The organism is Colwellia echini (genome assembly GCF_002843355.2).
Classification (GTDB): domain Bacteria; phylum Pseudomonadota; class Gammaproteobacteria; order Enterobacterales; family Alteromonadaceae; genus Colwellia; species Colwellia echini.
The window spans coordinates 1-15,062 of sequence record NZ_PJAI02000003.1; the positions used below are offsets into that span (position 1 = coordinate 1).

The following is a 15,062-nucleotide window of genomic DNA, read 5'->3' on the forward strand; positions in this document are numbered from 1 at the left end:
CGAGTAGATAACTTAGTAAAACAAGCTCTTGATGATTCATTTTGCGTGAACCCCTTGGAACTGGAGCGCATTGTAGAGAGTTTTTGATAGAGCACAAGCACTAATTTAACTTATTCAACCAAGTGTTTTAATATTGACCAATATGGGTTTTATTCCTACAAAAAAAGGAGGCTTTTAAATTAAAGGTCTAATATAATGTGTTTAATTGCATAATTTTTGCTCTTGCTAGTTGCACATTATAAAAAGCTGCGTAACATAGAATTGCAATCTGCATTTATTTAAACAATTACTTTTACTTTATCAAAATAATAATTAGGTATCTTTATATATGAAGTCTCCAACCTCACAAACAGTCATTGTTGCTGTTGTTTTTGCTCTTATCGCTTACGCTATTACTTATATTGTCCCTGTTAGTGCTGTTCTTTTTGCTGGCCTGGTATTTATAGCTGCTTTTCTTGCCCCGTTAGTTGCATGTAAAACATCAACTAATTCTTGTTCTTCTGGATCATCTACTAATGAAGCTATTTCAGATGAAGATGTTAGAACACTTTATGTTGGTAATTTACCTTACAGAGCAAATGAAACAGCAGTACGTGAACTTTTTTCAACTCACGGTTCAGTTCATTCAGTTCGTTTAATGAAAGATAAGCATACAGGTAAACGTCGCGGTTTCGGTTTTGTTGAAATGGCATCAGATGATTTAGATGGAGCAATAGCTGCTTTAAATGATACTGAATTTCAACAACGTACATTAAAAGTTAGAGAAGCTAAAGAACGCCCTGATCGTAATGAAGATCATAACGAAGACTAACTCAGTACAATGTTATAAATTACTAGGCCGCTAACTTAAATTAGCGGCTTTTTTATATCTGCAGTTATCAAATTTGTATTATACCAATTCCAACAATCCAATAAACCATTTACCTAATTGAACAGGTAGAACTTACCATCATTCCTCGAGAACCAACATTTAACTTATGTATCTGGCTTTAAAGTTGCCACTGTGAATGAAACTTTATCTATTAATTTTACTCGTTTATTTAGTTACTAATTGGATTAAGGGGTAGACAAAAGTTAGGTGGGTAGTAAAATTCGCGCTGATATTATTATATCGCTTTCTTTACTCTAGCTTCTTACTTACAAGGCATTACTATGTTTAGTCACATTCATCCTGATAATTACGATACACAGTTATCAACAAAACAACAAAATATGGCTAAATTATTTAGTGATTTCAACCTTCCTCCTGCGGATTTATATCCATCGGTACCGTTAAATTTTCGTCAAAGAGCCGAATTTAGAGTTTGGCATGAAGGTGATGATCTTTATTACATTATGTTTGATAGTAAAACCAAACAAAAATTTAGAGTAGATGACTTTCCTGTTGCTAGTGAATTAATTAATAAAGCAATGAAAGCTTTGATAGCTGCAATTAAAGATCACCGTGAATTACGCTTTAAACTTTTCCAAGTTGATTTTTTATCAACCTTAAGTGGTGAATTATTAATTAGCATGCTTTATCACAAACAATTAGCAGAAAGCTGGCAAACTGAAGCTGTAAAATTAAAAGCGCAACTTTCGAGGATTGCCCCTGTAGATATTATTGGCAGAGCCAAGAAGCAAAAAATTATTCTTGATAAAGATTATGTTATGGAGTCTTTAAATGTTGGCGGCAAAAGATATGTCTATCAGCAAGTTGAAAATAGTTTTACGCAACCAAATGCCGGTGTAAACGAGCAAATGCTATTATGGGCACAACAAGCAACAAAGAATGCTGGTGGTGATTTAATTGAGCTTTATTGTGGTAATGGTAACTTTAGTATTGCCCTCGCCGAAAATTTTGATCGTGTATTAGGTACTGAAATATCTAAAACATCAGTTCGCTCTGCACAAATAAATATCAGCGAGAACAATATTAAGAATATCGACATTGTTCGTATGTCGAGTGAAGAGTTTAGCCAAGCGATGAATGGCGAGCGTAAGTTTAGACGTTTAGAAGACTTTGATTTAACCGCTTATAACTACGACACTGTATTGGTAGATCCACCGCGAGCAGGTTTAGATGTCGATAGCGTAGAGTTAGTACGTCGTTTTAATAAAATTATCTATATTTCTTGTAACCCTGAAACTCTAAAAGAAAATTTAGCGCTACTAGTTGATACACATAATATAGACAACTTTGCGTTATTCGATCAATTTCCTTACACCGATCATGTTGAAGCTGGTGTTATCTTAACGAGAAAGTAGACCGATTTAAAAAACAGTTATCGAGTTTTTCTAGCTCTTTTACGGCGATCACTCAGTTCAAGTGCACCACGAGCTATAAAACGTAACTGTTGTATCGTTTGCTGCGCTAAATGATTTCGATCTGCTTTATCTGCTATATCAAGTGCATCAGAGCCCGCACTGAAAACAATAGTAACCGCCGCATTAGCCTGCATATAAGCAACCTCAGCATCAAGTTGATTTGCTTTTTGCAGGTAGTCGCAAAGCTCCATGGTAAAATAACGAATTTCTCTGATTACCGCTGCTCTAAATGCCGCAGATGTACCTGAGCGCTCACGTAATAACAGTCTAAAAATATTACCATTGCTTTCTATCAGTTCCATAAATGTTTGCACTGATATTTGGATAACAGAACCACCCTTAGCGATACGTTGTCGAGCTTGACGCATTAATTGACGTAGAGTTAAACCCGCTTCATCAACTAAGGTTAATCCTAGCTCATCCATATCAGAAAAATGTCGATAAAATGAAGTAGGCGCTAGTCCTGCTTCTTTCGCAACTTCACGTAAACTTAAACTTGAAAAACTTCGTTCAGCACTCAGTTGATTGAGTGCAGCATTGATTATTTGGCGGCGGGTTTTTTCTTTTTGTTGTGCACGTACACCACTCATTTATTGAACTCTTTATGACTATAACTATCAGTTATTCTCATAATACTGAATTAACACAATATTGTCAGTTTTAGTTCTGTTAAAATGAGCTATTATATTCCCATTACATTATTTGAGGACTTACCGTGACTAAATCAAAAACAAGTAAAACTGAAGTTAAAGACTTTGATTACGATGTCATTATCATAGGCACAGGCCCTGGTGGTGAAGGCGCAGCAATGAAACTTGCTAAGCTGCAAAAGAAAGTCGCTGTAATTGAACGTTATCATCAAGTTGGCGGTGGCTGTACTCATTGGGGAACAATTCCATCAAAAGCATTACGCCAATCAGTAAGTCGCTTGATTGAATACAATTCAAATCCATTGTTTAGTCAAAATAAACAAGCAAAGCAACTTACTTTTCAAGACATATTAAGTCACGCTTCAGCTGTTATTCAAAAGCAAGTAAGCTTACGCAGTGGTTTTTATGATCGTAATCGCGTTGATAACATTCAAGGTGATGCCTCGTTTGTAGATGCAAATACGATAAAAATAGCGTATCCAGATGGTACCACTGAAAATAAAACAGCTAAACAAGTGGTTATCGCTACGGGCTCAAGACCTTACCAACCAGAAAATGTCGATTTTACTCATCCACGTGTTTATGATTCTGACAGCATTTTAAGCCTTAACCATGCTCCACAACACGTTATCATTTATGGTGCCGGGGTTATTGGTAGTGAGTATGCCTCAATATTCAGAGGACTTAGTGTTAAGGTTGACTTAATTAATACCCGTGATCGACTACTATCTTTCTTAGATACCGAAATGTCAGATTCATTAAGTTATCACCTTTGGAATAATGGTGTGGTTATTCGTCACGGTGAAGAATTCGAACGTGTTGAAGCTACTGACGATGCGGTTGTTGTGCATTTAAAATCTGGTAAAAAAATGCGTGCTGATTGTTTACTGTACGCTAACGGTAGAACAGGTAATACAGCCGATTTAAATTTAGCTGCTGCAGGTTTAAAAGCCGATGGCCGAGGTCAGTTAAAAGTAAATGAACATTATCAAACTGATGTTGAAAATATCTTTGCTGTGGGTGATGTTATTGGTTACCCAAGTTTGGCAAGTGCCGCTTTTGACCAAGGTAGGATTGCTGCATCTTCTATGGTAGATAAGACCTGCAAGAAAAAGTTAATTGTTGATATCCCAACAGGAATTTACACTATTCCTGAAATAAGCTCAGTAGGGAGAACAGAGTTAGAGCTTACCGAAGCTAAAATACCTTATGAAGTAGGTCGTGCACAATTCAAACATCTCGCTCGCGCACAAATATCTAATAATTTAGTGGGCTCTTTGAAAATTCTTTTTCATCGTGAAACTAAAGAAATTTTAGGTATTCATTGTTTTGGCGAGAATGCTGCAGAGATCATTCATATTGGACAAGCAATTATGCAGCAGAAAAATGGCGGCAATACTATTGAGTATTTTGTTGAAACAACATTCAACTACCCAACAATGGCAGAAGCATTTCGCGTTGCTGCTTTGAATGGTTTGAATAGATTGTTTTAATAAGTGATAAAATATGAGTAAGGTGATAGTTAACCCTCACCTTACTCATGCTCTTTACATATGCTCTTAACCCTGCATATAAAAACAGATCATTAAAAGCTATGACATGTAGTTTTAGCCGATTGACATAGCATCACCGAACCTACCTCCTGTTTGTACTAAATCCCTAATAACTATTCAATATAACCTTACTCACTGGCTTAAAATCATATAGCACCAAACAAATTAAATTATGCTTTTAAAATGCTAATCAGTTATGTTTAATCATTTTAAAACTCACTAACCCGAGTTAATAGCTACTAAATTTAGAATAAAAAAAATCCAGCACATGGCTGGATTTGATTAACAATTACACATCTAACTAAGAAGCTAAAAAAGTAGCTCTTATAAGAATGGGTTTACTTTAATAATTGTTTCAACACGATCTGGGCCTGTAGAGATAATATCTACTGGTACGCCGGTGATTTCTTCAATACGCTTGATATAAGCAATTGCATTCGCAGGTAAAGCATCTACTGATGTCGCACCAACGGTACATTCAGTCCAGCCTGGCATTTCTTCATATACAGGTGTGATTTTTTCATAACCTTCAGCAGCCGTAGGTGGCACAGTGATAATATCACCTGCTTCAGTTTTATAACCTGTACAGATTTTTAATGTTTTTAAGCCATCAAGTACATCAAGTTTAGTTAAACAGAAACCTGTTACACTATTTACTTGAATTGCACGATGCATTGCAACTGCATCAAACCAGCCACAACGACGTTCACGACCAGTAGTTGCACCAAATTCATGGCCAACAGTACCTAAATGGTTACCAATTTCATCTTTTAATTCTGTAGGGAAAGGACCCGAGCCAACACGTGTAGTGTAAGCTTTAGTAATACCTAAGATATAATCAAGATGACGAGGACCAAAACCACAGCCTGTAGCAACACCACCAGCAGTAGTATTAGACGAAGTTACGTATGGGTAAGTACCATGATCAATATCAAGTAAGGTACCTTGCGCGCCTTCAAACATAATTGAATCGCCAGCAATGCGCGCTTGATCTAAGATTTCTGAAATATCAGCAGTCATCTTTTTAATAGTATCAGCAATAGCTAATGCGTCAGCAAGTACTTCTTCATAGCTTACTGGCTCAACTTTATAGTAGTTAACTAATGAGAAGTTATGGTATTCCATAATTTCTTTTAATTTAGCTGCAAAAGTCTCTGCACAGAATAAATCACCAACACGTAAGCCACGTCGAGCAACTTTGTCTTCATATGCTGGACCAATACCACGACCTGTAGTACCAATTGGCTTACTACCACGTGCAGTTTCACGTGCAGCGTCTAACGCGTTATGGTATGGAAGAATTAAAGGACATGCATCACTAATTAGTAAACGTTCGCGAACTGGAACGCCCTTAGCTTCTAACATGGTAATTTCGGTCATTAACGCTTTAGGACATAAAACTACACCGTTACCAATTAAGCATTTTACGTTTTCACGTAATACGCCTGATGGAATAAGATGTAAAACGGTTTTTTCACCGTCGATCACTAAAGTGTGACCAGCATTGTGACCGCCTTGATATCGAACTACATATTTCGCTTTATCAGTTAGTAAGTCTACGATCTTACCTTTACCTTCGTCACCCCATTGAGTGCCGAGAACTACTACATTTTTGCCCATGTTTTTGACTATTTCATAAGAAAATTAGGCGGAGATTTTACCAAAAAAGGAATAGTAGTCCAAGTTAAAAAGTAATATTTTAGGTTAATGACTCAATTAAATAAAAAATAACCAATAAAGTTAGTCATTTAGCTCCAAAAATATTAGTAATTCCTTAAGGTTTTGATAGTTATCAAAACCTAGTATTTTGAATAGTTCACTAACTATAAAACAAATAGCTTCAATTTTTGTTCTTATTAACGGATCTATTAATTAGGTGTTCTACTTTATACGTAGGAAGAATGGCCAAATACAAGCTGTTGTTTATAACTAGTTGTTCTAATTATTAAATAAATAACGAAGTAGTTGGGTGATTTAACAGGTATAAATGATCACATGTTTAATGGGATTAGTATTAAAGGGAAGACAAATATAAGACATAAAAAAAGCCAGCAACAACGCTGGCTTAGGCAATAAATATAATAAGTAGCCCTAAATGAAAGGCTACCAACTAATTATTGTATTATTTGTCTTCACCGTCACCATTTAAGAAACGGAAGAATTCACCATCAGGTTTAACAACCATGATGTCGTTTTTACTGTTGAAGCTATTTTTATAAGCTTCAAGACTACGGTAAAAACTATAAAACTCTGCGTCTTTATTATAAGCATCAGAATAAACTTTTGCTGCTAAAGCATCACCTTCACCACGTACGGTAAAAGAATTCTTTTGTGCTTCAGCTAACATGATAGTCACTTTAGCATCAATAGTAGCGCGAATGATCTCGGCTTGCTCTTGACCCTGTGATCTATGCTCTTTAGCAACAGCAGTACGTTCAGCACGCATACGGTCATAAATAGACTGACTGATCTCATCAGGTAAATTAATCGCTTTAATACGTACATCAACTACTTCAATACCTAAATCTTCACGACTGCTTTTTGCACTTTCTAACGCTTTAGCCATAATGGTGTCACGATCACCTGAAACGATTTCTTTAATCGTTCGGTTACCAAACTCAGTACGTAAACCATTGTTAATTTTCTGCTTAAGTAACGCACGAGCATTATCAACTGATCCTGATGTACGTAAATAATATGTAGAGAAATCAACAATGCGCCATTTAGCAAAAGAATCAACAATTAAATCTTTTTTCTCAGACGTAACAAAACGGTCTGCTGGCTCATCTAAAGTTTGAATACGCGCATCTAATTTACGTACGGTTTCAATCAATGGAATTTTGAAATGTAATCCTGGTTCAAATACCATCATTTGATCGGTAGCACTATCACGTTTAATTTTTGAAAATTGAAATACTATACCGCGTTGGCCTTCGTAAATAACAAAAACTGACGAGACAGAGAGAATGACAATTAACGCGATTATCGCAATGAAAAAATTCTTCATTAGTTACTTCTCCCGTTACTAAATCTATCAGAACGATCTGATGATTGAGTAGGTGCCGAATTCACACTTTGTGTTTCAACTGGTGCGTAATTAGTTCTATTAGAATTATTACTACCGTTATTACTGTTGCCGCTATTGTGTTGTTGAATAATTTTGTCTAAAGGTAAGTACATCATATTATTACCACCATCAACATCAACCATCACTTTACTAGTATTGCTATATACTTGCTCCATTGTAGCTATGTATAAACGCTCACGAGTTACTTTTGGTGCTGCTTGATATTCTGGTAATATTTTCTCGAAACGAGCAACTTCACCTTGTGCATCTAACACAACTTGACTCTTGTAACCAATTGCTTCTTGTTCCATACGCTTAGCACGACCACGAGCACGGGGTTCAATACCGCGAGCATAAGCTTCAGCTTCACGTAAAAAACGTACTTCATCTTCTTGTGCAGAAATAGCATCATCAAAAGCATCTTTTACTTCATTCGGTGGGCGGGCATCTTTAAAGTTAACATCAACAATAAGTAAACCTAAGTCATAAGGTTTAATAATGTTATCTAGCTCTTCCCATACTGCTTGACGAATCTCTTCACGACCGCTTGTTAAAATAGCATCCATTTTCGAATGACCAACAACATAACGAATGGCACTATCAAGCGCTTGTTTTAAACTATCATCAGCGTTAGTAACGCTAAAGATATAATTACGAGGGTTAATAACACGGTATTGAATTTGCATCTCTACACGTACTACGTTTTCATCTTTAGTAAGCATGAAACCTTCTGCTGGCATAGCTCGAGTACTTTGCATATCAACAGGGATGATGCGATCAACAAACGTCCATTTCCAGTTAATACCTGGGTCAACCGTGCCGGCATATTCGCCAAATCTTAAAACAATACCCTGCTCAGCTTCTTTAATAGTGTAAAAACCACTAAAACCATAAACAAGAGAAGCGACAACAAGAAGAATAGATATGCCTATACTAGAAAAGCTTTTACCAGATCCTGAGCCACCTTTAGTTGTTTTACCACCAAAGATTCCAGTAACTTTTTTACCGAGATCATTAAGTAGTTCATCTAAATCTGGTGGACCTTGATTCTTGCCACCTTTGTTTTTCCAGGGGTCTTTATCATCATTCCCCGGTTCGTTCCAAGCCATGTTACTCTCCACTAAAATTGACGACAGTATAAGAATACCTATCGCCTATAAATTAAAATTTTTACACTAGGGTCTGTTGATCTTTCGAGATTACTTTTACAGCAACTTGTTTGAAAACGCAGTATAAATTTCAACCTGAAAGTTCAACAGCTCCTACTATTCGATATAATCAGCTAATTCACTATATTTAGTAGCAATTAACCGTTCCCACTCTCGCGACGGCAAGTTTACATCAAGATGACAATTACCTTCATCATCATAATTTTCATTAGTCACGCAATTTAATTTGTATAATTCCCCCCTTAATTTCCCTTCTTTTGCAGGTATATTAAGGCGATGATTAATCACTTGAATATCCAAGCGCTCAGCCAGAGCTTGAAATAACAGTTCGGTACCAATATTTGCTTGAGCTGAGAGCCAAACCCGAATTGGCATACCGTCAGCATCTCTATCTATACGCGGTTCAATGTCATCGAGATTATCGATTTTATTACAAATGATTAATTGTGGAACATCGTGCGCTTCTATCTCTCTAAGTACATATTCTACTTGTTCAATATTTTCACTACGTCTGTCATCTGATATATCAACCACGTGTAATAACAATTCTGCTTCACGGGTTTCAGTTAAGGTTGCTTTAAATGCAGCAACTAAATCATGGGGTAGATGACGAATAAAGCCAACGGTATCCGCCAAAATAACACGACCGACATCAGCTAAATCAATTTTTCTTAAGGTGGGGTCTAAAGTAGCAAAAAGTTGATCAGCAGCATACACTTCTGCTTGAGTTAAGGTATTAAACAGGGTTGATTTACCCGCATTGGTGTACCCAACTAACGAAAGTGTTGGTAACTCTGCACGCGTTCTTTGTCTTCGGCCTTGTTGTCTTTGTACTTCAACCTTTTCAAGACGTTTACGAATACTTACCATGCGCTCGCGCAGTAATCGCCTATCCGTTTCAAGTTGAGTTTCTCCAGGCCCTCGAAGGCCAATACCACCCTTTTGTCTTTCTAAATGAGTCCAACCGCGAATTAATCGGCTACTCATATGGCGTAATTGGGCTAACTCAACCTGTAATTTACCTTCGTGTGTTCTTGCACGTTGGGCAAAAATATCGAGAATCAAAGTTGTACGATCAACTACTCGACATTCACACAACGCTTCAATATTTTTTTCTTGTGATGGTGTTAAACTATGATTAAACAGAACTACATTAGCCCCGACTAAATTCACTGCATCACGTATTTCTTCTGCTTTACCTGAACCTACAAAAAACCGAGGATGAGGCGTATTACGCTTACCGGTAACAACCGTTAATGCGTCCACACCCGCAGAGGACACTAACATTTTAAATTCGTTAAGGTCTTCTTTACTGCTTTCATCAGGAAAGTCTAAATGAACAAGTACAGCTTGTTCACCTGCTTGATAACGTTCAAACAATAGCGCTAAATCCTAGTACCGTTATTTATAGTACTCAAAAAAAGATAAACAGCTTTACTCATCTGAAGAATTATCATCCAGGTTTGGTACTGGCGTTGTATTAACAGCACGAGATGGTACAACAGTAGAAATAGCGTGCTTATATACCATTTGGCTAACAGTATTTTTTAACAAAATAACAAATTGATCGAAAGATTCGACTTGTCCTTGTAATTTAATACCGTTAACTAAGTAAATTGCAACTGGAATGCGATCACGACGTAATGCATTTAAAAATGGGTCTTGTAAAGACTGGCCTTTTGCCATTAGATGGTCCCTTTTATTATTATAAAACATTACTGAAATATTTATAAATACAGTAATAAATTGTCTGAAAAATAACTATAAAACACAACAAAAGAGCGTTGTAAAAATAGCTAACGAATTAATTATACATCAATTTTAAACTATTGCTTTAAAATTGCTTACCCTTTACGCCTTTAACTCTAACAGTGATAAAACTTGTGCTAAATTGGTATTATCGTCGGTTGTTAACCAATGTAAATCAGGCCAATTTCTTAACCAGGTAAGCTGTCTTTTAGCTAATTGTCTGGTTGCACATATTCCACGAAAGATCATTTCGTCGTGGTCAAATTCACCCTCTAAATATTGCCACATTTGCCTGTAGCCTACACAGCGAATTGATGGTAAATTTTCATTTAAATCACCGCGCTCTTTTAGCTTAACAACTTCTTGTTCAAAACCTTGATCAATCATTTGCTGATAACGTAGAGCGATTCGATCATGAAGCGTACTGCGCTCTTTAGGTGTTATTGCTAATTGTAAAACATTGCCGTCGAGCTTAGCACCTTTAATTTGTGTTAATTGTGTCAAAGTGTTGCAGGTTAATCTATACACTTCTAGCGCTCGCGTAATACGTTGCGGATCATTGGGGTGAATACGCTCAGCTGATATAGGGTCAATTTCTGCAAGTTGGTCATGCATGGCTTGCCAACCTTGTGTTGATGCTTCTTTCTCAATAGCTTCACGTATTTCAGGGTCAGCGGTTGGTAGTGGCGAAATACCTTCAATTAAACTTTTAAAGTACATCATAGTACCGCCAACTAATAACGGAATACGATTATTACTTCTGATCTCAGCAATTTCTGCTAATGCATCACGACAAAAATCTGCTGCAGAATAACTTTCCGTTGGGTCACGTAGATCAATCAATCTGTGTGGATATAATGCCAATTCTTTTTTAGTTGGTTTAGCTGTACCAATATCCATTTCTCGATATATAAGTGCCGAGTCAACACTTACAATATCGCAAGGTAATGCTTCTTGTAGCGCCATTGCCAACGCAGTTTTACCTGATGCGGTTGGGCCCATCAAACAAATGACTGGCGGTTGATTCTGCTCTGTAATGGTTTGATGAACTGACACTAAGGCTTAACTCTTTATTTGGGTTAGTTCTCTATATGATAAAAGCTAACTAAAGTAACTGCTTAATATGTGATGTGAGGTCAAGGGGAATAGAATTCAAGAGCAATTGTTGACTAAGTTGCTCATTGAATATTTTTTGAGCCTGTTTTAATAAAATTCCAGCTTGAATTTCATCATATTCAGTCAAAACCATAGCAAGACCAATACTTCGTTGGCAATCTTTCTCAGTTAATTTTTCTGATTCATCATTATAAGTATTTTGTAGTACGTCGAGCAGATCATCAAGAATAATGATTAACGCATTACCAACATCTTGCTCACGTAATAGTGCAGGAAATTGTCTAATTTGTATTTTATTTTTACTGTGCTCAACAAAAATTATACCAGCTGTAGCAAATATATTTTGCATTGCTAAAGCAATGTTTAGTTGCTTATCAGAAAGACTCAACATTACAGGTAATAACAAAGGTTGACTGACTAAGCCTTGAGTTTTGTCATCATTATTTGTTTGCTGCCAACGTTGAGTAACAAGCTTATGATAAACATTATTCGCTAAAGTAAATAATGATAAAACCCTCATGCCACTTTGAGCTTTGTACAGCGCATAACCTGGCTTCTCTATGCTTAACAATATTTCTTGATTAACTTTATTAGTTGTATGCGATATAGCTTTAGCACTAACCCGCTCAGAGTTTATTAATGATAAATCTGAATGTTTATGGTGGGGTGTCATTAAGGCTTGATAGTTATTCGCTGCAGTAGAAACTGAGTTACCGCTATATGATGAGTTATTGCCATATGAATTATTGCTAGATTGTTGAGCCTGACTATTATAACTAGGCTTAGAGTGAGAATTACTGGCCTCACGAACATGTTGTAATGGTGTAATATAATCAGGACGAGAATAATCCGCACTAGGGGAGTCTACATGAGATTGTATTAACGAAGAATGGCTTCCTACAGCTGTACTCTTTTCAGTGTTAACTGAAGAGTTTTCTATAGAATATGATTGCTCAGGCTTAAGTGCCATTGCATGACTTTCTTCATTAAATAAATCTTCTCCAGCTAAAGCAGAGGTTAACGCTTTATGACAAACAGAATAAATAAAGTCATGTACATACCTACTTTGATGAAATCGAACTTCATGCTTAGCCGGGTGCACATTTACATCAACTTCACGATGGTCAAGCGTGAGAAAGAGCACAAACGCAGGGTATGTATCCGCAGGTAATAAGTCAGCATAGGCTTGACGAATAGCATGATTAATTAACTTATCACGCATCATTCTGCCGTTGACATAACTATAACTTAAATCATTTTGACTACGAGCAAAACTAGGTTTTGCTAACCAGCCTGACAGTGACATATTATCATGCGGACAATCAATCTCTAACGCATGTTCAATAAATTTAGGTCCTAATACCCCTGCCACTCGTTTAGTGCACTGTGCATGCGTGCTCGCTGTTCGATATTGGCGTACAATATTGCCGTTGTGCGTTAAAGTAAAACTTACCTCAAAATGTGCTAATGCAATACGGCGAACAACTTCGTCGATATGATTAAACTCTGTTTTTTCAGTGCGTAAAAACTTTCGTCTTGCGGGAGTATTAAAAAACAGATCGAGTACTTCAATACTTGTTCCATCGGGGTGCGCTGCTGGCTTTATTTCGACCTGCATATCTCGCCCCTCAGCAACCGCTTGCCATGCAGTAGCTTGATTTTGCGGCTTAGAGGTAAGTGTTAGACGGGCAACCGAGCTAATACTTGCTAGTGCTTCACCACGAAAACCTAAGCTGTTAATTGCTTCAAGGTCATTTAAGTCTTTAATTTTACTGGTGGCGTGACGACTTAACGCTAGGGTCAATTCATCTTTAATAATACCGTGGCCATTATCAGTAATTTTAATTTTTTTAATACCACCTTTATCCACATCTATATGAATAATGGTAGCGCCGGCATCTATACTATTTTCGATTAATTCTTTAATTACAGAGGCGGGACGTTCAACCACTTCACCTGCAGCAATTTGGTTTGCCAAGCGCGCAGGTAATATAGCAATAGTCATATCTGGTTATCCGGTACGGGGAATTTTTAACGTTTGACCAATTCTTAATGAATCAGTTTTCAAGTTATTAAGAGCTTTAAGCTCACTCATCGATATATTATAACGCTCGGCTAACACCGAAAGTGATTCTCCACTACGGACTTTATGTTTTTTATAGCCCACTGATGCGAAATAAGACCCGGTTAATGGGTGATCCATAAAATGACGTTTAATCCCCTGATGTATCGCATCGGCCAATCGTTGTTGATGGGTAGACCAAGTTAAGTTTTTTTCTTCAGCGTGATTAGATATAAAGCCCGTTTCAACTAGTATTGATGGAATATCAGAAGACTTTAATACGGCAAAGTTACCATTTTGTGGCGTCTTTTTATGCATTTTAGTGATTTTTCTTAATTCGCTAATAACATTGTTTGCCACGCCAAAACTAACACCAAGCGAATGCTCTTTACTCATATCAGCCAAGGTAAGGGCTAAATTACTATCTGCCGTGTTTTTGATAACACCACCACCACCGCCAAGTAACTCTGATTTTTCTTCTCTATTAACTAACCATTTTGCTAACTCAGATTCTGCACGACTCTTTTTAACGACCCAAACTGAAGCACCGCTTGGCTCTGGGGTATGAAAAGCATCTGCATGAATAGACACTAAAAAATCAACATTTTTTTCACGCGCCAAACTCGTACGTCGGTTTAAATTAACATAATAATCACCGGTACGGATCATTACCGCTTTCATACCCTTTTCATTATTAATTAATGTTTGTAATTTTTTTGCGATTGCCAAGGTAACATGCTTTTCATAAGTACCTTTATTACCTATTGAACCAGGATCTTCACCACCGTGCCCCGCGACAACACCAATAATAATGTCACCAACATTATTCTGTGGCGGTGGGGTTACTTTCTGGCTTCTTTCTTTATCGTAAAGATCGATAACTAATCTATTTCCATATTGGCCTGCAGGTGCAAGAGGAAATACCGTTAATTGATAAGATTGGGATAGCTCTAAGACTAAACGGGTTTTATCAGCACTTTCACTGGAGCGAAAACGCTTAACCCTAGGATCTCCATCAGCAAGACGTTGTAGAGACACAGTATTTTTCGTTTTTGTAAAATCAATAACCAAACGTTCAGGGTTACTCAAAGTAAAATATTTGTAATCTGCTTGGTTTTTGACATCAAAGACTATACGGGTATTTTCTGGTGCTGGCCACACACGAATACCGTCAATACTATTTGCAGCAAAGACGCTAACCGAAAATATACTCGATAATATAAAAATACAATGCAACATTATTAGCTGTATTTTTACGCTAGTTAAAAAGCCTCTTTGATACATTTATCTACCCCAAAAAATAATCAAACTTCTGGCAAGTCTATGAGACTTTACCTAAACCTTAGCTAAAATTTAACCACAATGTAGCTACAATTTACCTAAGGTTCA

12 protein-coding genes are annotated in these 15,062 nt (G+C 36.8%); 3 read left to right on the forward strand and 9 right to left on the reverse strand.

What is annotated here, in order from left to right; translation table 11 throughout:
* Window positions 1–328 precede the first annotated feature (328 nt).
* The gene (locus CWS31_RS03970; RefSeq protein WP_101344586.1) at window positions 329–811 is read left to right on the forward strand and encodes an RNA recognition motif domain-containing protein; all 483 of its coding nucleotides are present in this window, start codon (window positions 329–331) and stop codon (window positions 809–811) included.
* Between the two features lie 341 nt (window positions 812–1,152).
* Window positions 1,153–2,247, forward strand: coding sequence for a tRNA (uridine(54)-C5)-methyltransferase TrmA (trmA, locus tag CWS31_RS03975; protein WP_101344587.1), 1,095 nt, complete (start codon window positions 1,153–1,155; stop codon window positions 2,245–2,247).
* A gap of 17 nt (window positions 2,248–2,264) precedes the next feature.
* Here the strand turns inward: trmA and fabR are convergent, their stop codons facing one another.
* The gene (gene fabR, locus CWS31_RS03980; RefSeq protein WP_101344588.1) at window positions 2,265–2,897 is read right to left on the reverse strand and encodes an HTH-type transcriptional repressor FabR; all 633 of its coding nucleotides are present in this window, start codon (window positions 2,895–2,897) and stop codon (window positions 2,265–2,267) included.
* 125 nt (window positions 2,898–3,022) lie between these two features.
* On the opposite strand from fabR, the gene sthA reads away from it, so the two are divergent.
* Complete coding sequence (gene sthA / locus CWS31_RS03985; RefSeq protein ID WP_101344589.1) at window positions 3,023–4,450, forward strand: Si-specific NAD(P)(+) transhydrogenase; 1,428 nt, start codon at window positions 3,023–3,025, stop codon at window positions 4,448–4,450.
* Window positions 4,451–4,834: 384 nt separating this feature from the next.
* Here sthA and CWS31_RS03990 read toward each other — a convergent pair whose 3' ends face one another.
* The 8 genes from CWS31_RS03990 to CWS31_RS04025 form a co-directional block, all read right to left on the reverse strand.
* Entirely contained in the window at window positions 4,835–6,130 is a 1,296-nt protein-coding gene (locus CWS31_RS03990; protein ID WP_101344590.1) for an adenylosuccinate synthase, read from the reverse strand.
* Window positions 6,131–6,632: 502 nt separating this feature from the next.
* Window positions 6,633–7,517, reverse strand: a complete 885-nt coding sequence (hflC, locus tag CWS31_RS03995) for a protease modulator HflC (protein ID WP_101344591.1) — start codon at window positions 7,515–7,517, stop codon at window positions 6,633–6,635.
* Window positions 7,517–8,686 carry an FtsH protease activity modulator HflK gene (hflK, locus tag CWS31_RS04000; RefSeq protein WP_101344592.1) on the reverse strand — a complete coding sequence of 390 codons (1,170 nt, stop codon included), beginning with the start codon at window positions 8,684–8,686 and terminating at the stop codon, window positions 7,517–7,519. Before hflK ends, hflC begins: the two co-directional genes overlap by 1 nt.
* A 156-nt stretch (window positions 8,687–8,842) precedes the next feature.
* Window positions 8,843–10,126 (reverse strand): ribosome rescue GTPase HflX, encoded by a 1,284-nt coding sequence (hflX, locus tag CWS31_RS04005; protein WP_101344593.1) that lies wholly within the window; start codon window positions 10,124–10,126, stop codon window positions 8,843–8,845.
* Between the two features lie 54 nt (window positions 10,127–10,180).
* Complete coding sequence (gene hfq, locus CWS31_RS04010; RefSeq protein ID WP_101344594.1) at window positions 10,181–10,432, reverse strand: RNA chaperone Hfq; 252 nt, start codon at window positions 10,430–10,432, stop codon at window positions 10,181–10,183.
* Window positions 10,433–10,597: 165 nt separating this feature from the next.
* Entirely contained in the window at window positions 10,598–11,533 is a 936-nt protein-coding gene (gene miaA / locus CWS31_RS04015; RefSeq protein ID WP_170252765.1) for a tRNA (adenosine(37)-N6)-dimethylallyltransferase MiaA, read from the reverse strand.
* A gap of 67 nt (window positions 11,534–11,600) precedes the next feature.
* Window positions 11,601–13,616: a DNA mismatch repair endonuclease MutL gene (gene mutL, locus CWS31_RS04020; protein WP_101344596.1), complete on the reverse strand. Its 2,016-nt coding sequence runs from the start codon at window positions 13,614–13,616 to the stop codon at window positions 11,601–11,603.
* 6 nt (window positions 13,617–13,622) lie between these two features.
* Window positions 13,623–14,957, reverse strand: coding sequence for an N-acetylmuramoyl-L-alanine amidase (locus CWS31_RS04025; protein ID WP_101344597.1), 1,335 nt, complete (start codon window positions 14,955–14,957; stop codon window positions 13,623–13,625).
* Between the last annotated feature and the right edge of the window lie 105 nt (window positions 14,958–15,062).